At 62.6% G+C, this 19,896-nt stretch carries 16 protein-coding genes; 12 read left to right on the top strand and 4 right to left on the bottom strand.

What is annotated here, in order from left to right; genetic code table 11:
• Position 1: 1 nt before the first annotated feature.
• Genes LDB26_RS00245 through LDB26_RS00235 form a run of 3 tightly spaced genes read right to left on the bottom strand, consistent with a single transcriptional unit; the run spans position 2 to position 3,053 of the window.
• Complete coding sequence (locus LDB26_RS00245) at positions 2-1,303, bottom strand: lipopolysaccharide biosynthesis protein (protein WP_257539636.1); 1,302 nt, start codon at positions 1,301-1,303, stop codon at positions 2-4.
• Positions 1,300-2,091, bottom strand: coding sequence for a glycosyltransferase family 2 protein (locus tag LDB26_RS00240; protein ID WP_257539633.1), 792 nt, complete (start codon positions 2,089-2,091; stop codon positions 1,300-1,302). Before LDB26_RS00240 ends, LDB26_RS00245 begins: the two co-directional genes overlap by 4 nt.
• A complete protein-coding gene (locus LDB26_RS00235; RefSeq protein ID WP_257539631.1) occupies positions 2,088-3,053 on the bottom strand; it encodes a hypothetical protein in 966 nt (321 codons plus the stop codon). The genes LDB26_RS00240 and LDB26_RS00235 overlap by 4 nt, the downstream gene beginning before the upstream one ends.
• A gap of 57 nt (positions 3,054-3,110) precedes the next feature.
• Here LDB26_RS00235 and LDB26_RS00230 point away from each other — a divergent pair, with 57 nt between their 5' ends.
• The 4 genes from LDB26_RS00230 (at position 3,111) to LDB26_RS00215 (ending at position 8,365) form a co-directional block, all read left to right on the top strand.
• Entirely contained in the window at positions 3,111-4,202 is a 1,092-nt protein-coding gene (locus tag LDB26_RS00230) for a TonB-dependent siderophore receptor (RefSeq protein WP_257539629.1), read from the top strand.
• Positions 4,203-4,529: 327 nt separating this feature from the next.
• Positions 4,530-5,057, top strand: a complete 528-nt coding sequence (locus LDB26_RS00225; protein ID WP_257539626.1) for an RNA polymerase sigma factor — start codon at positions 4,530-4,532, stop codon at positions 5,055-5,057.
• Positions 5,058-5,112: 55 nt separating this feature from the next.
• Positions 5,113-6,066 (top strand): FecR domain-containing protein, encoded by a 954-nt coding sequence (locus LDB26_RS00220; RefSeq protein ID WP_257539624.1) that lies wholly within the window; start codon positions 5,113-5,115, stop codon positions 6,064-6,066.
• Positions 6,032-8,365, top strand: a complete 2,334-nt coding sequence (locus LDB26_RS00215; protein WP_257539621.1) for a TonB-dependent receptor — start codon at positions 6,032-6,034, stop codon at positions 8,363-8,365. Before LDB26_RS00220 ends, LDB26_RS00215 begins: the two co-directional genes overlap by 35 nt.
• Here LDB26_RS00215 and LDB26_RS00210 read toward each other — a convergent pair.
• Positions 8,313-9,401 carry an endonuclease/exonuclease/phosphatase family protein gene (locus LDB26_RS00210; protein ID WP_257539619.1) on the bottom strand — a complete coding sequence of 363 codons (1,089 nt, stop codon included), beginning with the start codon at positions 9,399-9,401 and terminating at the stop codon, positions 8,313-8,315. The genes LDB26_RS00215 and LDB26_RS00210 overlap by 53 nt on opposite strands.
• Positions 9,402-9,558: 157 nt before the next feature.
• Between LDB26_RS00210 and LDB26_RS00205 the strand changes: the two genes are divergently transcribed.
• The 8 genes from LDB26_RS00205 (at position 9,559) to LDB26_RS00170 (ending at position 19,832) form a co-directional block, all read left to right on the top strand.
• Entirely contained in the window at positions 9,559-10,338 is a 780-nt protein-coding gene (locus tag LDB26_RS00205) for a polysaccharide deacetylase family protein (protein ID WP_257539617.1), read from the top strand.
• Positions 10,307-11,455: a glycosyltransferase gene (locus tag LDB26_RS00200; RefSeq protein ID WP_257539615.1), complete on the top strand. Its 1,149-nt coding sequence runs from the start codon at positions 10,307-10,309 to the stop codon at positions 11,453-11,455. The genes LDB26_RS00205 and LDB26_RS00200 overlap by 32 nt, the downstream gene beginning before the upstream one ends.
• 55 nt (positions 11,456-11,510) lie before the next feature.
• Positions 11,511-12,467, top strand: a complete 957-nt coding sequence (locus LDB26_RS00195; protein ID WP_257539613.1) for a hypothetical protein — start codon at positions 11,511-11,513, stop codon at positions 12,465-12,467.
• Complete coding sequence (locus LDB26_RS00190) at positions 12,467-12,967, top strand: DUF2141 domain-containing protein (RefSeq protein WP_257539611.1); 501 nt, start codon at positions 12,467-12,469, stop codon at positions 12,965-12,967. The genes LDB26_RS00195 and LDB26_RS00190 overlap by 1 nt, the downstream gene beginning before the upstream one ends.
• Before the next feature lie 3 nt (positions 12,968-12,970).
• Positions 12,971-14,143, top strand: coding sequence for a glycosyltransferase (locus tag LDB26_RS00185; protein WP_257539610.1), 1,173 nt, complete (start codon positions 12,971-12,973; stop codon positions 14,141-14,143).
• Between the two features lie 306 nt (positions 14,144-14,449).
• Positions 14,450-15,796: a TolC family protein gene (locus LDB26_RS00180; RefSeq protein WP_257539609.1), complete on the top strand. Its 1,347-nt coding sequence runs from the start codon at positions 14,450-14,452 to the stop codon at positions 15,794-15,796.
• The gene (locus tag LDB26_RS00175) at positions 15,793-16,803 is read left to right on the top strand and encodes an efflux RND transporter periplasmic adaptor subunit (RefSeq protein WP_257539608.1); all 1,011 of its coding nucleotides are present in this window, start codon (positions 15,793-15,795) and stop codon (positions 16,801-16,803) included. The genes LDB26_RS00180 and LDB26_RS00175 overlap by 4 nt, the downstream gene beginning before the upstream one ends.
• Positions 16,800-19,832 (top strand): efflux RND transporter permease subunit, encoded by a 3,033-nt coding sequence (locus LDB26_RS00170; RefSeq protein ID WP_257539607.1) that lies wholly within the window; start codon positions 16,800-16,802, stop codon positions 19,830-19,832. Before LDB26_RS00175 ends, LDB26_RS00170 begins: the two co-directional genes overlap by 4 nt.
• Positions 19,833-19,896 lie beyond the last annotated feature (64 nt).

The raw sequence follows: 19,896 nt of genomic DNA, 5'->3' as shown, positions 1-19,896 counted from the left end.
TTCAATGGTCGAGGCTCCGTCGCCAGACCAGCCCGACCAGCAGGGCGCTGGCCAATATCGCCTGCCCGACAGCCTGCACACCTGCGCCCATGAGGCCCGCCTGATGCAGCAGCCAGGGGAGGACCGGCAGAAAGATCAGGCTGGCGAAAAGATTTGCAGTCATCGACAGGGCGGGATGGCCCATAGCCGAGAGGGCGGAGCTGCATGGCGGGCCGATCACGGCGATCATGCGCGCGATGACCAGCACGACCATCAATCCACCCGCAGCCTTGAACGCCGGTCCTGCCAGCAGCGTGACGATGGGCGTTGGGAACAGGGCAACAAGGATCACGACCGGCATGGCGGCGAGCAGGGCAATGCCGATCACCCGGCGCAGGGTGCGGCGGAGCGGCGCTCCGCCTTGTCCGGCAGCGACCATGCGCGCCAGTTCGGCATAGGCTGTATTGCCCAATATCTGCGCGGGCTGGGCGATGATGACGGTGGCGCGCTGCGCGACCGCGAAAAGCCCCGCCATGGCCGGTCCCAATATCCATCCCACGATCAGAGGTGCGATGCGCCCGGCCAGCTCGCTCAAGGTGACGTCGGCATTGCTGGCGACCAGGAAACGCCAGATGCCGGGATTGTCGGCCTTCGCGCTGCCCCGTTCGGGGTGCAGTAATATGGAACCCAGCCGGCGGTGGGCGCACCACAGGCCCATTCCCCAGAGCACCGCGAATTCAGCAAGAGCGGCGATCAGCCAGGCGACAAGAAAGCCCTTCAGTCCCCAGCCCATCAACAAAGCCAATGTGGCCCCGATCAGTCGGACCATGGGTTGCACGATATTGTGCAGGCCGATGAGATCGAAGCGGTCGATCAACTGAAGATAGCCAGCAGGCGCGGACCGAACCGATCCCAGCACAGCGAAACTGTAGGGGATGGCGAAAGCCACTGTTTCCGGCGGCCAGCCCAGATGCGGCCCGACAAACGGCGCGAGTAGCATGGCCGCGAGAATCGCAGCTGCTCCGCCTGCCAGTTCCACGACCGTCCCGAAGCGGAGCAGGCGCGCCAGCCGGTGCGGCATGTCCGCTTCGGCCGCTTCGGCGCCATAGCGGACGATGGCCTGCCATGCGGGAAATTCGACGATGCCGCAAACCGCCGTCACATAGCCATGGACCAGCACCAATATGCCATAGTCCCGCGGGCCAAGCGCGCGCGCTGCGATGATGAGATAGACAAGGCTGATGAGGCCAGCGCCGGCCTTTCCGCTCAGCACCAGTCCCAGTCCCTTGAAGATGCGCCTCGTAATGCCCGCGCGGTCCGTCATGCCTGTGCCGAAGACCAGTCTTTCTGCCGTAATGCAATGCCCAAACTCTTGCGCGCGGCGAGGCGGGGGCCAAGGAAGCGATAGAAATACCAGTCCAGCGCGGTGGCCGGCGTGTAACGATAGAGCAGGCGTTCGGCGCGCGTCCAGCTCACCGCGTTGCGAGACGCCCGCCGGTCCGATGGAAAGCAGACATGATCGGCATGATAGCGCGCCCGGCCATGGTGCATGACCCGGTGGACGATCTCATGATCTTCCAGCACATAGGGCCATCGCCCGGTGTCGAAGCCCCCGGCGGCAAGAAGCGCATCGGTGCGGAACGCCTGGGCATAGCCTCCTGCATGGCATTTGCGTTGAAAGCGCCGGCTCTTGTGCATGATCCATGCAGCGCGTTTTCGGGATTGGGGATCGTCCTGCGCCGCATAGAGATCGATTGCCATCACCGCGGCCGCCGATGGGTCGGTGTCGAACAGGGCGATAACATGCCGCACATAATCGGGCGGATAATGGGTGTCGGCGTCGCATGTGGCCACCAGATCGGTTTCGACATGCGAAAGACCGGCGGCCAATGCTTCGATTTTCCCTGGTGTCGGGCAGAAAAGGATTGTTGCCCGTTCGCCAAGCGGCGCGGTGTTGAGGGCGGCTTCCTCCGCGCCCCGGTCAGTCGATCCATTGTCCACCAGGAGCAGCCGGAACCGTTGGTCCTTCTGCGCTGTGAGGCTGGCGACGGTGCGACCGATCCAGCCTTCCTCATTGAAGAAGGGCAGGATGATGGTGAGGCGTGGCATCATGCCGCGACCCCGGTTCGCTGGCGTTTGATGCGGTGCCCTTCCCCAAGTTTCGCAATGATGTCGGCCGCGCGTTCGGAGGACGGGCGACCATCGAGATCGAAACTCTCGGCGAACATCCTTTCCTGCACGGCTCGATAATGATCCTGGTGCAGCTTGTCGGCCCGGTCGAGCGCGCCTTGCAATTGGGCGGGACCGGAAATGACTTCGCCCGCATGCCAATGGGCGAAATTGGGATCACCCTGCCAGTCGATGCCATGGCTGTTGAAGAAGATGCATGGGCGGGGGCGAAGCAGGAATTCATAGACCTGGCTGCTCGCGTCGCCCAGATAGAGATCCGCTGCCATGGTATAGCTCATGTCGGTGGAAGCGCGGCTGCCTAGATCGATATGGATGTTGTCGCCATGGAGGTAGCGGTTCTGGATGGTCCCCGCGCGCCGGACCGTGAGCTTGTCGATAGTCAGCACGAAAGGCCGCTCGAACAGCATGACATGCGGTGCGAAGATCAGTTCGCGTTCGGGATGGCGGCCGAAGAAATCGAGCACCTTGCGGCCATGTCTGTACCAGGAGGACAGATGCGGGGACGGGTGTGGGTTATAAAGTATGACGGGCCTATCGCGTTCGATATGATGGCTCCGGCCTGACGCGCGCACCAGATCGAACTTCGGATAGCCCACGATGCTGATGATATCGGGATCGACGCCGGCATCCACGATCAGGCGGCGGCGGATTTTTTCACCCGAACAGAGTATATGATCGAAGCCCGCGCTGGCCTTGTCAAAACCGATCGCCCGATCCCCGGCGCCATGGCGGGTGTGGACCATGAAAAGGTTGGACAGTCCGTATCGGGACTTCAGCAGCAGCGATGTCTTTTCCGCAACCACGAGCATGTCGAGGCTTCGGAAGAAATCCAGATTGTCCCGATAGACAAGCAGCTTGGCAGCCGGGACCACGCTGCCCAGCATCTTCACAATCCTGCGTGATCGCGGGGACAGTGACAAAGGGATATGCCGGATTCTGGAATGGAGCAGGTTTCCCGCGATCCGCCGCACTTCGCTCGCCAGGCGTTCGTTGGTCGTTGCGACCAGGATGTCTCCATCAAAGCCGTTCCTTCCAAGGGCGAGGGCGATTGGCAGGCTATGGCCAACCTGATGAATTTGATCGTGGTTGAACAGGAATCCTACGCGCATCTCTGCCTGACGGCACGCTGTGAACCGCACCTCAGTCGAAAAAATCGTCAGATAAAAAATTCTCTGATTCCAGCCGGGAGCCGACTATCAGGCTTTGTGACCGACAATCTCTGGTCACCGCATGCGGGCCTGATCTTCAAGCCGGTGGAAAGTGCTTCCATCTATGCCAGCTATTCGCGCACCTATCAGCCGCGTGGTGGCGACCAGCTGACTGGCCTGTCGCTTTCCAATGCGAGCCTCGCGCCCGAGAAGTTCCAGAATTACGAAATCGGCGCCAAATGGGACATTGTGCCCAGTTTCAACGTCTCGGCCGCCATATTCCAGCTCGATCGCGACAATGTGCTGGCGTTGCAGGATCCCAACAATGCCAGTTCACCCACGGTGCCGATCGGCCGTCAACGGACCAAGGGCGTGGAATTGAGCCTTGCTGGCAGCATCACAAAGCAGTTGAGCATGGTCGATGCCTATACCTATTCGGACGGAACCTTCCTCGACAATATTTCCGGTAATGGCGGGACCGTAACCGTGCGCGCTGGCAACCAGCTTCCGAATATACCCAAGCACGCTGCCTCGCTCTGGACGCGCTTCGATCCGATCGAACAGCTCGGCATTGGCGCGGGTGTGATCTACCAGGGCAAACGCTACGCGGCGACCGACAATCAGGTGGCTATGCCTGGCTATACCCGGGTTGATGGGGCGCTCTATTACACCGTTGCGCCCGAATTCAGCCTGCAGGTCAATGTCGAGAATATCTTCGGCAAGCCAGCCCGACGAAAGATGCCACCAGTTGAGCCGGTATGCCTGCTTCCCATCCATAGCGGTTCTGCAGCGTCGCTGCGGCGGAAAAGGCTAATGACGTGTGCATGGATGGAAAGCTTCTGCGGTCGCTGCCATCGGGGCGGGTTTCCGGGAAGGCTTTCTTGAGGCCGGTTGAAACGAGCGCGGCGGCAGTCATGCTGCCGCCTGCCTGAATGCTCCCGTTCCAGTCACTCTGGATGGCCGGTGCGACCAACGCGGTCGCCAGCAGTGCGTCCAGGCCGACAGTGCTCGCCTGACTCCAACTCCTGTCACTTGCCATTGCGGCGGAGGGCGCAAAGGCGCAACAGGACATCGCGACCCAATATGTTCTGCCCAATTTCATGCCATCTCCCCGAGCTTCGGCACAGACGGCAGGCAGAGATCTGGACCTCAGTTCGTCATCCGGAATTATTTTTACTTTCGCTGGGCCATGACACTCTGCAAACAGGCGCAATGAGTCCGATTGACCAAGATGAGCTGGAGGTTGCCTATGGTGTGCACCGTTCGGATCTGATGCGATTGTTGCTGGCAAGGACCGGCAATCGGGAAGAGGCTGAGGACCTGTTGCAGGAGCTTTGGCTCAGGGTGAAGCAAAATCCTGCCGGCCCGGTGCTGAATGGCCGGGCCTATCTGTTCCGCATGGCGCAAAATCTGGTGATTGACCGCCTGCGTGAACAGCAGCGCCGTATGCAGCGGGAGCGCCGCTGGTCCGATACGACCACGGATTTCGCCGCAGCCGGTGTCGAACCGGTCGATCAGCGGCGGTCCGCCGAAGAAGCCATATTGGACCGCGAGGAGATCGCAGCTCTCACTTCCGCAATCGCCAATTTGCCGGAAGGTGCGCGCCGCGCCTTCGAACTACACAAGATTCAGGGGCTCAGTCACGTCGAGGTCGCTTCCATTCTGGGGATCAGCCGGAGTGGCGTGGAAAAGCATATGGCGGTGGCCATGAAATATCTCAGACGCGCTTTGATGGACTGAGGTATGACAGGATGATGACGTCTGAATTGCACAGGGACAATGGGAAGGGCTGGCCATGACGGCGCGGTCGGAGAGTGACGAGACGATGCTGGAACAGGCTCTGGCCTGGCAGGCGGCGCTTGAACGGGATGATGCTGATTGGGACGGCTATATGGCATGGCTGGAGGCTGATCCACGCCACCGCGAAGCGTTCGATTCCGTCGCGCTGGTCGCTGCGGCGGTGGCCGATCATAGCGGTGAAATCGGAAACCTCCTTGCGGCACAGACGTCTGCGGAACAGCCGCGCAAGCGCCTTTCGCGCGCCTTCGCTTATGTTGGTGGCGGTCTGGCGGCCGCGATCGCACTCATGGTAGCCGTGCCGGTTCTTCAGCCGCCACCCATTCAAACCTATCGTGCGGATGACGGCAGCAGCCGGTCCATCGCATTGACGAACGGCATTCATGTCGTCCTGTCGCCCGCGAGCGCCATTGATGTCCATGGGGGGGATGCAAGCCGGATCGAACTGGTCCATGGAGAGGCCTTTTTCGATGTCAGGCATGATCCTGCCCGATCCCTTACTGTATCGGCGGGGGCCTACAGCATATCCGACATAGGTACGCGTTTTTCGGTCAATCGCGCCGGTGACGACTTCCGTGTGGGTGTATCGGAGGGCCGGATTTCCGTAGGTTCTGACCATGTCGAACGGGATGTAGAGGTTTCAGCGGGTCACCAGCTCATCGCAAGCGGCGATGGCCTTACCCTTTCCCCCATAGCGGCAGCTGACGTAGGCAGTTGGCGCGGAGGGCGTTTATCCTACAGCAATGCTCCGCTTGGCCTCGTCATTGCGGATATTTCCCGTTATTCGGGCAAGCTCGTCCTGATAGATCCATCGCTGGAGAAAACGCATTTTTCGGGGACTTTGGTCATTGGTGACGGATCGAAGCTGCTGCCCGACCTTGCCACGGTCATGGGATTGGAGGTTCGCGCGGAAGGGCGTGGGGTTCGCGTCGGCGCTGCTCCTTCTCGCTGAAGCCGGGGGGCACAGCCCTCCCGCGCAGGGCCGCGATACCGTCTATCGGATCGACATAGCGGCAGGGCCGCTCAGCGTCAGTCTGGCGCGTTTTTCGGAGATCACAGGGATTTCGGTGGGTTTGCCGGGCGACATGCCCCGGATAAGTACGCGGCGCGTGGCGGGCATCATGTCCCCCGATGCGGCGTTGCGCCATTTGCTGGAAGGCAGTGGATGGCGCGCGCGGCGCATGGGAGACATTTATCGTATAGTAGCAGAGGCACCTGAAAAGCGGGCGCCCCGTCCCGCGTCTGCACCAGTCCCGCCATCCTCGGTGGGCCCACTGCCGGACATCATCGTAACGGCCCAGAAACGCCCGCAAATTCTGACATCGGTTCCCCTGTCAGTCTCGATCATATCGCTTGGTCCGCTGGCCAGCGGTTCAAGAACGCTCTCGAGCCGCGATATCAGTTTCGGCACCGAAGGGCTGGCGATGACCAATCTGGGACCGGGGCGCAACCGGCAGTTCATACGCGGTGTGGCCGACAGTCCGTTCAATGGGCAAAGCCAATCCACCGTGGCCGTTCAGGTCGATGAAGCGCGTGTGACGTTCGACGCGCCCGATCCCGATCTCCGGCTAATAGATGTGGACCGTGTCGAGATACTGAAGGGGCCGCAGGGACCGCTTTATGGGTCGGGCGCTCTGGGCGGCATCTATCATATTGTCACCCGCCGCCCGGAACTGGATCGCACCTCGTTGTCCGTCCGACTTTCCACTGAGGGCGTCCAGCATGGCGGGATCGGTACAGGTCTGGAGGGGGTCATCAATGTCCCACTCGTCGAAGATCGTCTGGCCTTTCGTGCCGTGGGTTATCGCCTCATCAATGCAGGCTGGATCGATAACAGGGACGGCCGTACGGACAGTAATTCGGTCGAGACGGTAGGGCTGCGGCTGGGGCTGCGCGGGCGTCCTGCGGATGGCTGGACGGTCGACGGGGGAATCGCGCTTCAGGACATCAACGCGCGCGATAGCCAATATGTCGTGGCCGGCGCCAAAATGCTTGAGCGCACCAATCGCATTGCCGAACCGACGGACAATGATTTCAAGATGGCGCATCTGGCTGTCGAGGGTAATCTTCGCGGGATGCGACTTGTTTCCGCGACAAGTTATGTGGATCATGGTTTTGACTATACGCTCGATGCCAGCAGCGCGGCGGCCAGTTTTGGCCTGACCGGAGCCGCGCGTTTCAACGACAGCCGGGCCTATACGCTCTTCAACCAGGAACTGCGCCTATCGTCCGACGGCGTCAATCACTGGCTGGCCGGGGCATCCTTCCTGCGGGCGACCACGCAGGGCATTTCCACGATCACGGGAGAGGACGACGCTCCGCAGGTCGTCGAGGCTCTGGACCGCAGGACGACGGAATATGCCATTTTCGGCGAAGGCACATGGCGGCTCTTCGCGACGGTCGATGCGACCCTCGGCGTCCGGCTGTCCCATTCGGTTTCCGAAGATGAGGCGTCCCAGCAATCCGGGCAACGTGCCCTCAAGCGAGGCAAGACGATCCTGTCGCCCAGCGCCGCCCTGTCCCTTCCTCTGCACGGCCAAGGCATCCTCTATCTGCGTTATGCGCGGGCGATGCGGCCCGGGGGCCTCGCACCTTCCGGGATGACATTGTCCGGCCGGTTCGATGCCGATGAACTAAGCACGGTCGATCTGGGCTTCCGTCAAGCTTCGGCGGACGGGCACGTGTCGCTATCGGCCAGCACCTATTATACCCGGTGGAACGAGATTCAGTCGGACTATCTGCTGCCCAATGGGCTGGTTTCCACGCGTAACGCCGGACGCGGCCGGATATATGGGGTCGAGGCCTCGCTGGACTGGAACCTGGGCGCGGGTTTCAGCCTTTCCGCAGGCGGCACGGCCCAAAGCGCGCGACTGACCCATATGTCCGATGGCACGGAACTGGATGACCGGCGGCTGCCTGTCACACCGGGCCTGAACGGCAGGCTCTCGTTGGCCAAGACTATCGCGGTGGCGCGATGGCGCGGGCAGGCCAGCATACAGGCCAATTATATCGGCGGTGCCCGGCTGAGTTTCGACAGCGATCTGGACCAGAAGATGGGAGAATATACGGTGCTGGGCACCCACGCGGAACTGGCGCGGGGCGCCTGGACCGTCGGCGCGCGGCTCGACAACCTGCTGGATATCAAGGGTGACAGCTTTGCTTTCGGCAACCCCTTTTCGATCCGGAAAGGGCAACAGTTCACGCCCGTGCGTCCGCGAACGCTGACGCTTTCGATCGCGCGAAGCTGGTGACGGTCGGGGAACGGTGGGATAGCCTGAATATGGCGGTATAGCCCACATGATCGGACAACATGCTGCCGTTGGCGGCATGGCCGAATGGCACGTCAATCTTCAGCAGGTTCATGTCGGTCGCCTGTCCGGGAGCATAAAAGACCCAATCCTTTGCCCGGTTGCGGGAAAAAAGCGCGTCGGACGACAGCACGATGCGGGCCTTGTCCGCCGCGCCATAGGCATCGCGCAGGACATCGCCGTTAGCCAACCACCGGGTTCCGGCATCCGTCAGAAGGGCGGTGCGGCGCGCCATCACCCTGCCGACGTTGAAATCCCCCGCGACGATCAGGGTGCGCTCGGGGCTATGCCTTTTGCGGATGAAGTCGGTGAGGCAGGCTATCTGGAGACGAAAGGCTCTAAACGAACGGCCATCGGATACTTTCGAGGCATGCCTGCTGTTGAGATGCGTCGTCACAACATCGATGGGAACGGGATAGCCGGGCAGCCGAATCGCAGCCATCAGCGCGCCTTTGTTGGCAAGACAGTCATAACCGGCGCAGGCGGACGCCGGGTAGGCGACGCGGTGGACCTCCATGACGGGATAATCCGACAGGATCTGAAGCCCGCTTCCAACATATTTGCCTATTCCTTCGCCTTTCATCCAGAAATCGCTGCTCGACGGCGCAAGATGCGCGTCGCCAGGGATCGCGGCCCCCGCCATGTCGGCGGACGGCCCATCGGCGATGTAGCGATAACCCGCTGCCCGGCCGACGGATTGCGCTTCCTGCGTGAAGGCTTCCTGCAGGACGACGATATGCGGATTGCGTCCTTCGCGGCGCAGGACGCGTAATGTAGTCGCGATGCTCGCTAGCTTGGCGGGTCGGTCCCATGCCACCGGCCAAGGCGCTCCATGGATATTATAGGTCATGACAGACAGTTCGCCGGTGAAGGGCGGCGGTGTCGCCGGTGGTGGGGATGGGGGTAATGTCTGCGGCCGGGATGCGCCCATGGGTAACGCGACCGTCAGCGCCAGCAAAGCCAGTTGGACCTTCCGCAACCTCTGTCTCCCGCTTTGGATGGCATGAAGACGGCGGGCTGGTAGCGCGACCTCAGTTGCAGAACGAAATTTTGCCGCCGGGCCGGGCTGCGGTTGCGGCGGGCGAGGCCGTCTTGCTGGAACACAGGTACGCCATTTCACATCCGGTCACTGTTTTATGCGAAGACTTCTGCTTGCCATCCACGATGTCGGTCCCCGCTTTGAGAGGGAGACGGATCTGCTGCTCGAACGGCTTGCCCGCCATGCTCCGCCCGATTGCCTCGCGATGCTGGTCGTGCCTGACCATTGGGGCGAAAATCCCATCCATCCCGGCATGCCCTTTGCACGCCGTCTACGCGCATGGTCGGACATGGGCATCGGTATGTTCACCCATGGCTGGTTTCACAAGGACATGACCGACCACCGCGGCGCCATGGCACGGTTCAAGGCGCGGCATATGACGGCGGGAGAAGGCGAATTTCTGGGAATCGACCGGGAAATCGCCGCTATTCGCATGGCGGCCGGACGCGATCTGGTGGAAGGGATCACGGGACGTCCCGTGTCGGGCTTCGTCGCCCCCGCTTGGCTTTATGGCAGGGGAACGCTGGCCGCACTGGCGGTTTCGGACTTCGCTCTGGCTGAAGATCATCTGAAGGTCTGGCAACCGGCAACGGGCCGGGTCGTGGCGCGCGGTCCCGTCATTACTTGGGCCAGCCGCAGCCGTGCGCGGATCGCATCCTCTCTGCTTGCGGCCCGAATGCTGCCGCCGATCCTGCGTTTCGCCTCTACCGTGCGCGTGGCGGTCCATCCGGGCGACGCACATGTGCCGTCCCTGCTTTCCAGCATCGACGACGCGCTGCGCCGCCTGTCCCGGACCCATCGGCCCGCGGCTTATTCCGACCTCCTCCCCGATGTGGAGATGGCCCGTGCGCGTTCTCACCTTCCTGCACAGCTTTGAACCGGGCGGCGTGGAGCGCATCGCTCTGCGTCTGGTGCACTATTGGCGCGAGAAAGGCATCGACGCCCCCTTGTTCATGGGGCGTGCGTCAGGCGCGATGCGGGCAGAGCTTGCCACCGGCCTCACTTGTCATGTCCCGCGCCAGCCGCCTTTTCCCATCGGGCGGTATGAGACATTATGGATGATCGCGACCCTCCCTGCTTTCATCCGGCGCAACCGGCCCGACATCCTGTTCTGCGCGGGCAACAGCTATGCCGTAGTGGCTGTGGCGATGAAGTTGATCCTGGGGCGCCGCTGCCCACCCGTGCTGGCAAAGATCAGCAACGACCTCGACCGTGAGGACATGATCTGGCCCGCCCGCCGGATTTATCGGATATGGCTACGCATCCAGGGCCGCTTCATGGATCATTTCATCGGTATGGAGCAGCCGATGGAAGAAGAGATCGCCGCCGCCATAAGACCGCGATCCGGGCGGATCACGATCATTCCCGACCCCGCTTTGTCCTGTGTGCAGATTGACCGTCTGCGGGCCTTGCCTCGAAGCAGGAACGGCCTGTCGGCGGGACGCCGTTTCGTGGCTGTGGGGCGTTTGGCGGCTCAGAAGAATTTCGCGCTGATGATCCGTGCCTTTGCACGCGGGGCCGCGCCTGCCGACACGTTGGTCATCTTCGGCGACGGACCGGAGCGCGCGGCCCTCGCATCCCTGGCCGACAGGCTTTCCCTGGGGGAGCGCATCCGGTTCGCCGGTCATGTTCCTGATCCGGCAAGCCGCCTCGCCGATTTCGACATCTTCCTTCTTTCCTCGCATTATGAAGGCGTCCCCGCTGTTCTTCTGGAGGCGCTGGCGGTCGGCCTTCCCATCATCACGACGCGGTGCAGCCGCAGCATATGCGCGATGATGGGCGGCGGCCCGCTAGCCCGGATCGTGCCGCCCGGCGACGAAGCCGCTTTCGCTCGCGCCATCGGCGATACAGGCGCATGGCCGCAGGATGGCGAGGCCAGCCTGATGCAGGCCCGCCGTTTCACGATAGAGATCGCTTCGGACGCCTACCTCGCGGCCTTTGCCACCACGGCACGAGGGGAAACTGCCAGCGAGAAAATTCTCGCCTCCGACTGAGGCGCGATGGGGAACATGCCGTCTCAGCGGTCGAGGCAACAGCAAAGAGCAGTTTATGACCGGCATCCATTCTTCCGGCGCCCTCCTCCCCGTTCCTGCCAGCCATCTCGACAATGCTTCCATCGCTCAGGTCATCGACCCCGAACCGCTTATCCGTTCCGGGCGCAACTGGACCCGGTGGGCAGGCCCCGCGATCTCCGTGCTCATTCTCGTCGTGGCTCTTCACCAGTTCGGGGGGCTGAAGCTGGGCAGGCTCTGGTCGCTCATGCCGACGGGCATCGCCTTCTGGATCGCATTCCTGCTCTATTATGCCGCCGGGCCGATCTCCGAATGGGTTATTTTCCGTCGCCTGTGGAATATTCCGCTCAGCGGTTTCGGCGCTTTGCTGCGCAAGCTGGTCAGCAACGAAATCCTGCTCGGCTATCTTGGCGAAGTCTACTTCTATGCCTGGGCGCGGCGAAGCGCACAGATCACCACCGCGCCCTTCGGAGCGCTCAAGGACGTGACAATCCTTTCGGCGCTGGTCGGCAATATCATCACGCTGCTCATGGTCGCCTTGGCAATCCCGCTCTTCCATGCGCTGGACATCGGGACGGGGCATGGGGACATCATCCTGTCCGTGCTGTTCGTGCTCGGCACCTCGCTGGCGGCGATGCTGCTGCGAAAGCGGCTCTTCACGCTGCCGCGGTTCGAATTGTGGCGCGTGTCCGCCATCCATTTGATCCGGATCATTGCCACGACCTTCCTGGCTGCGGCCATGTGGCACATGCTGTTGCCGACCGTGGAGCTGAGCTGGTGGCTGCTGCTGGGAACCCTGCGTCAACTGATTTCGCGCCTGCCGTTCCTGCCCAACAAGGATGTCGTGTTCGCGGGCATGACGGCGTTCCTGATCGGTTCGAGGAATGAAATCGCATCGGCCATGGCGCTGATGGCGACCCTCATCCTGTCGGCGCATCTGATGGTCGGCATTGTTTTGGGCGCAAACGGATTGCTCAGGGAGGGGCGAATCTGATGATGGATCTGTTGCTGATAGGCGCTGCGCTTGCATCGTCGCCGGACCTTGGAAAGGCCGAAGGCCAATGCCGCGCCCTGGAACATGGATCGGCATTTCTTGTGGAAGTACATGGCCTCAAGGATCGGCAGGGCCAGTTGAAGCTGGAACTCTATCCGGCGAATGATCAGGATTTCCTCGCCGACGACAATATCCTTCTCTCCGCCGGCAAGGCCTTTCGCAGGGTGGAAGTCCCTGTGCCCAGATCGGGGCCGGTCATGCTCTGTATCCGTGCGCCGGGACCGGGCAGCTACGCGCTCAGCCTGCTCCACGACCGCAATTCCAATCGCAGATTCACGCTGTCGACCGATGGCATCGGCTTTGCCGGTAATCCAAAGCTCGGCCTGTCCAAACCTTCGGCTTCGGCCGCAAGCACCATCGTTGGCGCGGCGCCTGCCCGCATAGCCATCATCCTGAACTATCGAAGGGGCCTGTTCTCCGTCGCCCCGCTGGAGCATTGAATCATGCGTATCGTCGATGTCTGCCCCTTCTATGCGCCGCAGGGAGGGGGCGTTAAGACCTATGTCGAGCGTAAGCTCAGCGCCGGGGCGGCGGCCGGGCATGAAATCATCATCCTGGCCCCGGGAAGCGCGGAGGCGGTCACCGACCGGGCCGGGGGGCAAATCATAACCCTGCCTGCGCGCCGCTTTCCGCTGGATCGGCGTTACCATTATTTCGATGACGAAGCCTCGCTCCATAGCATGCTCTGCCGATTGCAGCCCGATCTGGTGGAAGCCTCCTCGCCCTGGTCGAGTGCGGCGATGGTCGGGCGATGGCCGGGCAGAACGCCGCGAGCCCTTATCATGCATGCTGACCCGCTGTCTGCTTATGCCTATCGCTGGTTCGGGACGGTGGCTTCGCGGGAGGCGATAGATCGCGGCTTCGACTGGTATTGGCGGCACCTGCTCCGCCTCGACGCGGCTTTTGATCTAGTCGTGAGCGCCAGCGACAGTCTTTCACGGCGATTGCGTGAAGGCGGTCTGGCGCGGGTCGAAACCATGCCCATGGGCGTGGAGCCGGGGATATTCTCCCCCAGCCGGCGCAGTGAGGTGTTACGTGCGCGATTGCTTGAACGATGCGGATTGCCTCCCGAAGCGAACCTGCTGATCGGCGTGGGACGGCACGCGCCGGAAAAGCGATGGCCTCAGGTGATAGAGGCGGTCACATCCGTCGGTTACAGGCAGCCCGTTGGGCTGGTGATCGTGGGCGACGGTCGCGACCGTGGGCGGGTCAAGCGCGCCGCTGCCCATAATCCGCATATCCAGTTGCTCGCTCCGGTGCGGGATCGGGCGGCTCTGGCCGATCTGCTGGCCAGCGCGGATGCTCTGGTGCATGGTTGTGAGGCAGAGACATTCTGCATGGTCGCGGCGGAAGCGCGCGCCAGCGGCCTTCCCCTGATCGTGCCGGATGAAGGCGGAGCCTCCGATCAGGTCGGACCGACCAACGGCCTGCATTACCGCGCCGGCCAGTCGGATAGCTTGGCGCATGTCATCAGCCGCTTTCTATCGGCAGGCGCCGACATCTATCGGGCGCGTGCCGCGCGGGCGGCAGGATCGGTCATGACGATGGACGATCACTTCCAATCCCTGTTCAAGGCCTATGCCCGCTTTGGCGGAGCGCATCGCCATGCCGCATGATCTGTCTTTCGTCGAAGATGGAGTATCGCTCGCTCCAGTGGCTATGCGTTCGCGGAAAAGCACTACAGCGCCGATCGAACGCAGCGTGCGGAAGGCCCATCCCGACCAGCCAGGATTTCAGCGGCAATTCAGTTGCCGATGTTGGCCTCTCATGGTTCGAATCATCTGGTGGGCACTTAGAAACGACAGGTAAAACACGGGAGCGATCACGGCCCGGCCTAGCTCCCCATCATTGGGTAAATATGATTAGCTAATGTCCTTATCATTTCATAAGCCTGTCGGATCGCCATACAGGGCAATGCTTTTGTGACGGACCTTCATTCCATCATTCTTGCCGGACTGATGTCATTGGCCCTTACGGGGTGCGCGCATTACGCTTCCGATCCCTTGCCTTCCTCGCTGGAGGCCGCTGGTTTGGACAATGCCGATTTCGTCCAGGCCTACCCCGCCGGCGAGAATATGGAGAGTCGCCGGTTTGCGATTGACCTCTCCGCGCCTCTCGGCGCGCAGGCCGTCGCATCGCTGGCCGTAATGGCCAATCCCGATCTTAAGGCGCTTCGCGCGCGGGCGGGCGTGAATGATGCACAGGTGTATGCTGCGGGCCTGATGCCCGATCCGACCATCTCGATGGGGATCGACCATTTGCTATCGGGAAGCGACCCGGTCGATGCCCTTGCCGGGGCGTTGGGAATGGACATCCTTGCACTTCGCGCGCGCAGCGCGGTTCGGCAGAAGGCGGAAGCGGAAAGGCGTCAGGTCCGCACCGACCTGCTGTGGGCGGAATGGCAGACGGCGGGTCAGGCCCGCTTGCAGGCCGTTCGCATCACCGCACTGGAAGAAAGACGCGCACTCGCCGTGCAGAGCCGCCAGTCGGCTGATGCCCTGCTGGCGCGCTATGCCGCCGCGGCGGGGCGGGGCGACATGGCCGCCGATCCGCTGCAAACCGCCCGGATCGCCGCGTCCGACGCAACCGATGCGGCGCAACAGGCGGAGAAGGACCTGGCGACGGCACGCCTGGAACTCAACAGAGTGCTGGGCTTGCCGCCCAAGACCATGCTGGTGATTGCCCCGCTTGCGTCCGCCGATGCGCTGCCGGATGCCGACCACCTGTTTGCGATCGCGCGGCTGCAGCGCGCCGATCTTCGGGCATTGCGGGAAGGCTATGCAGCGCAAGAAGCGGCTCTGCGCAAGGCAGTGCTGGATCAGTTTCCAACGCTTGATCTGACGATCAATGCAGGCCGGGATACCGCGCGGAACGTAACGCTGGGACCGGCGATCGGCTTTACCCTGCCGTTGTGGAACCGGAACAGGGGCGGGATCGCCGTCGAAAAGGCGACGCGCGATGCACTCAAGGTGGAATATGAAGCGCGCCTGTTCCAGACGCGGGCGGATATCGCCGCGGCTGTATCGGCGCTCACGATCGCACGCACGCGCTATGCCGCCCAGCAGTCCGTTCTTTCCGGCGCGCTCCGCCTTGCGGCCGCGAGCCGCCGGGCCGCTTCGCACGGCGACTTGGCGGATGCGGTGGCGCAGGTGGCCGAACAGGTGGCGCGGGACCGGCAGATGCAGAGCGCGCAGGCCGCGCAGGATATCGCCGAACAGATGATCGCACTGGAGCTATTGACCGGTCTGCCGAGGGAGCAATGGATGTGAGGGCCCTGAGCTTCATGGTCGTTCTGGGTCTGCTCAGCGCGTGTTCCTCACCCATCGAAGAAGAAGCGCCAGCGCCTGAGGCATTGGTGACGACAGCCCCGGTCACCAGACAAAATGTCGATGAAACGGTGCAACTCTACGGGGTGGCGGATAGCGGTCCGGGCGGCAAGGCCAGTCTGGTAGCGCCCATCGAGGCGCGGCTTGTGGCGATCGACGCGCCCGTGGGGACAGCGGTCATGCAAGGGCAGGCCGTCCTGCACCTGTCGCCGGGGCCGACCGCCGCGCTCGACATCGCCAAGGCGCGCACCGAGGCGCAGACGGCCAACGCCGCCTATGCCAGGGCACTGCGATTGCGGAGCGATGGACTTGTCAGCGATGCAGATGTCGAAACGGCGCGATCCGCGCAGGCCAATGCGAATGCGGCGGTGCGGAGCATGACCGGCAAGAGCCTGGTCCTTCGCGCACCCTTGGCGGGACATGTCGAAGCGATCAGCGCGGCGCCGGGCGACGTCATTGCCGCCGGAACGACCATGGCATTTGTGAGCGGCAATGGCGCGGCGCGCGCGCGCTTCGGTATGGAGCCAGGGCTGATCGGCCAGGTGAAGGTCGGCGCGCGCATATCCATTGCCCGGGCTGGCGAAACAAAAGGTGGGTTGGTCTCTGTCGTCAGTTCGGTCGATCCGGCAGTCGATAGCCAGACGCGGCTTTCGTCCCTCTATGCCGATCTGCCAACCGGATCGATCCGGCCGGGCGAGTCATTGACGGGCGCGGTAGCAACAGGCGGAGGCGCGGCTTCGCTCGTCATCCCCTATGGCGCGCTGCTGGACGATGCGGGCCAGCCTTATGTCTATGTGGTGGCAAGGGGCATTGCCTATCGGCGCGACATCGTGACAGGCGCAAGCGACGGCAGGCACGTTGCTGTCCTTCACGGTCTTGGCGTCGGGGACAATGTCGTCCTCGAGGGCGCCGCAGCGCTGGAAGACGGCATGAAGGTCCGCCTGAAATGACAGGCCTGCTGGAACGGCACGCCCGTTCAATCTGCCTGGCGGTCATCCTGTTGACGCTGGGCGGACTGCTGGCTGCGCGATCCATGCCGATCAGCCTGTTTCCGCATATCGACTATCCCCGCATCGTCGTCACCATCGACGCGGGAGATCGCGACGCGGCCCAGATGGCGGCAGAGATCAGCCGCCCGGCCGAAATCGCCCTCCGCTCCGTGTCGGGCGTCACCCGGATACGGTCCACCACCAGCCGGGGAACCGCCGAAATCGCCCTGAATTTCGGCTGGGGGCAGGACATGGTGTCTGCGACACTGGCGACGCAGGGTGCTTTGGCGACCCTGCAGCCCGACCTGCCCGCCGGCACGCGCTTCGAGGTTCGGCGCTCCGATCCAACGATTTTCCCAGTCCTGGGTGTCGCGCTTACCTCCCGGACGCTGGATCAACAGGCGTTGAGGCAAATCGCCGAACTGAAGGTTCGGCCCGCACTGACCGCGGTTCAAGGCGTCGCGGCGGTGGATATACTGGGCGGCGCGCCGCACGAGCTGGCGGTCGATATCGATCCGGCCCGCTTGCAGGCATATGGCATCGGCATTTCGGATGTGTCCGCCGCCCTGGCGCGATCCAACACCATACGCGGCGCAGGCAGGCTTGAGGACAGGCACCGGCTCTATCTGGTGCTGGTCCAGAGCCAGCCAGCCTCGGCAGCGGATCTGCTGGCCACACCGATCCGCGCCACGGCAGGCAATGGTGCGGCGGTGGTGACTTTGCGGCAGGTCGCGACGGTGCGTCCTGCCGCGCAGCCGGAGTATGTGCGTATATCGTCCAATGGTCGCAGCGCCGTCCTCGTCAACGTGCGTCAGGCGCTGTCGGGCGACACGGTAGCCATCGTGGCGGCCGTCGACGCGCGGTTGAAGATGCTGGGCCTGCCCGTCACAGTGGCGGTCACACCCTTTTACGATCAGTCCGAACTCGTGACAGGGGCCGCCGACGCGGTGCGCGACGCGATCCTGCTGGGCGCGCTGCTGGCCGGCTTGATACTGTTCCTCTTCCTGCGTTCAGGGAGGTTGATGCTCATCACCGGGCTGATGCTCCCCGCCGTGCTCGCGGGCACATGCCTGCTGCTCTATGCGTTCGGTCTCAGCTTCGACATGATGACGCTGGGGGGCATGGCCGCAGCGGTGGGCCTGATCGTGGACGATGCCGTGGTCATGCTCGAACATATGATGCGGCGGATGCAGGAAGGGACAGCACCCGATGTACAGGGCCGGCTGGCGGCGGCAGCGGAAATGGGCCGCCCGCTTGTCGGATCGACATTGGCGACGATGATCGTCTTCCTGCCGCTCAGTTTTATCAGCGGCGTGAGCGGCGGTTTCTTCAAGGCGCTCGCCATCACCATTGTAACGGCTCTGGGTCTTTCGCTACTCTATTCGCGACTTGTCATTCCGCTCCTCGCAGCCCGTTGGCTGCGTGACAGGGACAGAGAAGCGGCAGAGCAAGCGGGCGGGTTCATGGCTTGGATCGACCATGTCCATGCCCGGATCGGTGATCGGGTCTTCGCCCGGCCCGGTCTTGCGGCAGCGATCATGGCGCTGCTTTTCGGCGCGGTCGGTATACTGTCCTGGTATCAACTGCCATCGGGATTCATGCCTGCCATGGACGAAGGCGGTTTCGTGCTCGACTTCAAGGCGCGGCCTGGGGCGGCGCTGGCCGATACCGACCGGCTGGTGCTGCAGGTGGAAGGGATCATTTCCGCGACGCCCGAAGTCGCCAGCTATTCGCGCCGATTGGGCGCGCAGCTTGGCGGTGGGCTGACCGAAGCGGACGAAGGTGATTTCTTCATCCGGCTGAAGAATGGACCGCGTCGCCCGATTGACGCGGTGATGAGCGACATACGCCAGCGGATCGAAGCCAGAGTGCCAGGCCTTCAGGTGGAGCTGATCCAGTTGATGGAAGACCTGATCGGAGATCTCACGGCCGTTCCCCAGCCGATCGAGGTCAAGCTTTTTGGCGATGATCCTGCTGCATTGGGGGAAGCCGCATCGAGAGTCGGCAAAGCGCTGGGCGAGGTGCAAGGCGTGGTTGAGATCGTGGATGGCCTTCGCGTTGCAGGTGATGCGGTTGCTGTGAGGGTGGATAGCGGTCTTGCGGCGCAGCAAGGGTTGGATCCCGATATGGTCGCTGACCAGGTCGAGGCTTTGGTAGGTGGCAATGTCGCCACCAGCCTTCGCATGGGCGATCAACTCGTCGGGGTTCGCGTACGCGGGAGCGAGGGGAAGCGCCAACGGGTCGATCAGATTGCCAGCCTTTCGATCATGACGCCCGATGGCCGTCCCGTGCGCCTGGGCTCTATTGCTCGGGTAGAAATTGCAGGCGGACAGCAACAGATTACGCGTGAGGATCTGTCCTCGCTTGTCGCTGTGACGGCACGTCTTGAAGGGCGCGATCTGGGTTCGGCGATGCAGGACGTGAAGTCCGTGGTCGCGGCGCTCCATCTGCCCGCCTCCATCCGCATCGATTATGGCGGACTCTATGCGGAGCAGCAGAAAAGCTTTGCCGACATGACGATCGTCTTTGTCACCGCGCTACTGTTGAGCGCATTGCTGCTGACTTTTCTCTTCGAAAATGTCGCTTGGACCCTATCTGCCATCGCCGCCGTGTTGCTGGTTGTGGGGGGCGCTTTGTTCGGGCTGTGGTTGACCGGGACGGAACTCAATGTTTCTGCACTGATGGGTCTTACCATGGTGGTAGGAATGGTGACGGAACTGGTCGTTTTCTTCCTCGCGGAGATTGACCGGAGCAAAAAGACAAGCCTAGCGGAATTTCGCGATGCTGCTTCCAAACGCCTCCGCCCTATTCTTATGTCTGCTTTTATCGCGATGTTGACTTTGGCTCCTTTGGCGCTGGGTCTTAGTCGAGGCGCCGGTCTTCAACAGCCGCTCGCGATCGCAATCATCTTCGGACTGATGGCAGCCATGCCCATCATAATGCTATTCATGCCCGCCGCGCTCCATTTGGTGCAGGACAAGCCAGATTGAGGCGCGCATTTCAAGGTGCGCCTAGCGACGCCTCGCCGATCGCTAGAGACGTAAGCGTCATCTG

The organism is Sphingobium sp. CFD-1 (assembly GCF_024611115.1).
In the GTDB taxonomy this organism is placed as follows: Bacteria; Pseudomonadota; Alphaproteobacteria; order Sphingomonadales; family Sphingomonadaceae; genus Sphingobium; species Sphingobium baderi_A.
Note: the sequence above shows the minus strand (reverse complement) of the source record. Positions and strands in the feature narration are given on the sequence as shown.

Coding starts and splice junctions, on each gene's coding strand:
- LDB26_RS00245 (WP_257539636.1), bottom strand. CDS start 1,303: ATGACGGACCGCGCGGGCATTACGAGGCGCATCTTCAAGGGACTGGGA.
- LDB26_RS00240 (WP_257539633.1), bottom strand. CDS start 2,091: ATGATGCCACGCCTCACCATCATCCTGCCCTTCTTCAATGAGGAAGGC.
- LDB26_RS00235 (WP_257539631.1), bottom strand. CDS start 3,053: ATGCTGGGCAGCGTGGTCCCGGCTGCCAAGCTGCTTGTCTATCGGGAC.
- LDB26_RS00230 (WP_257539629.1), top strand. CDS start 3,111: ATGGAGCAGGTTTCCCGCGATCCGCCGCACTTCGCTCGCCAGGCGTTC.
- LDB26_RS00225 (WP_257539626.1), top strand. CDS start 4,530: ATGAGTCCGATTGACCAAGATGAGCTGGAGGTTGCCTATGGTGTGCAC.
- LDB26_RS00220 (WP_257539624.1), top strand. CDS start 5,113: ATGACGGCGCGGTCGGAGAGTGACGAGACGATGCTGGAACAGGCTCTG.
- LDB26_RS00205 (WP_257539617.1), top strand. CDS start 9,559: ATGCGAAGACTTCTGCTTGCCATCCACGATGTCGGTCCCCGCTTTGAG.
- LDB26_RS00195 (WP_257539613.1), top strand. CDS start 11,511: ATGACCGGCATCCATTCTTCCGGCGCCCTCCTCCCCGTTCCTGCCAGC.
- LDB26_RS00190 (WP_257539611.1), top strand. CDS start 12,467: ATGATGGATCTGTTGCTGATAGGCGCTGCGCTTGCATCGTCGCCGGAC.
- LDB26_RS00185 (WP_257539610.1), top strand. CDS start 12,971: ATGCGTATCGTCGATGTCTGCCCCTTCTATGCGCCGCAGGGAGGGGGC.
- LDB26_RS00170 (WP_257539607.1), top strand. CDS start 16,800: ATGACAGGCCTGCTGGAACGGCACGCCCGTTCAATCTGCCTGGCGGTC.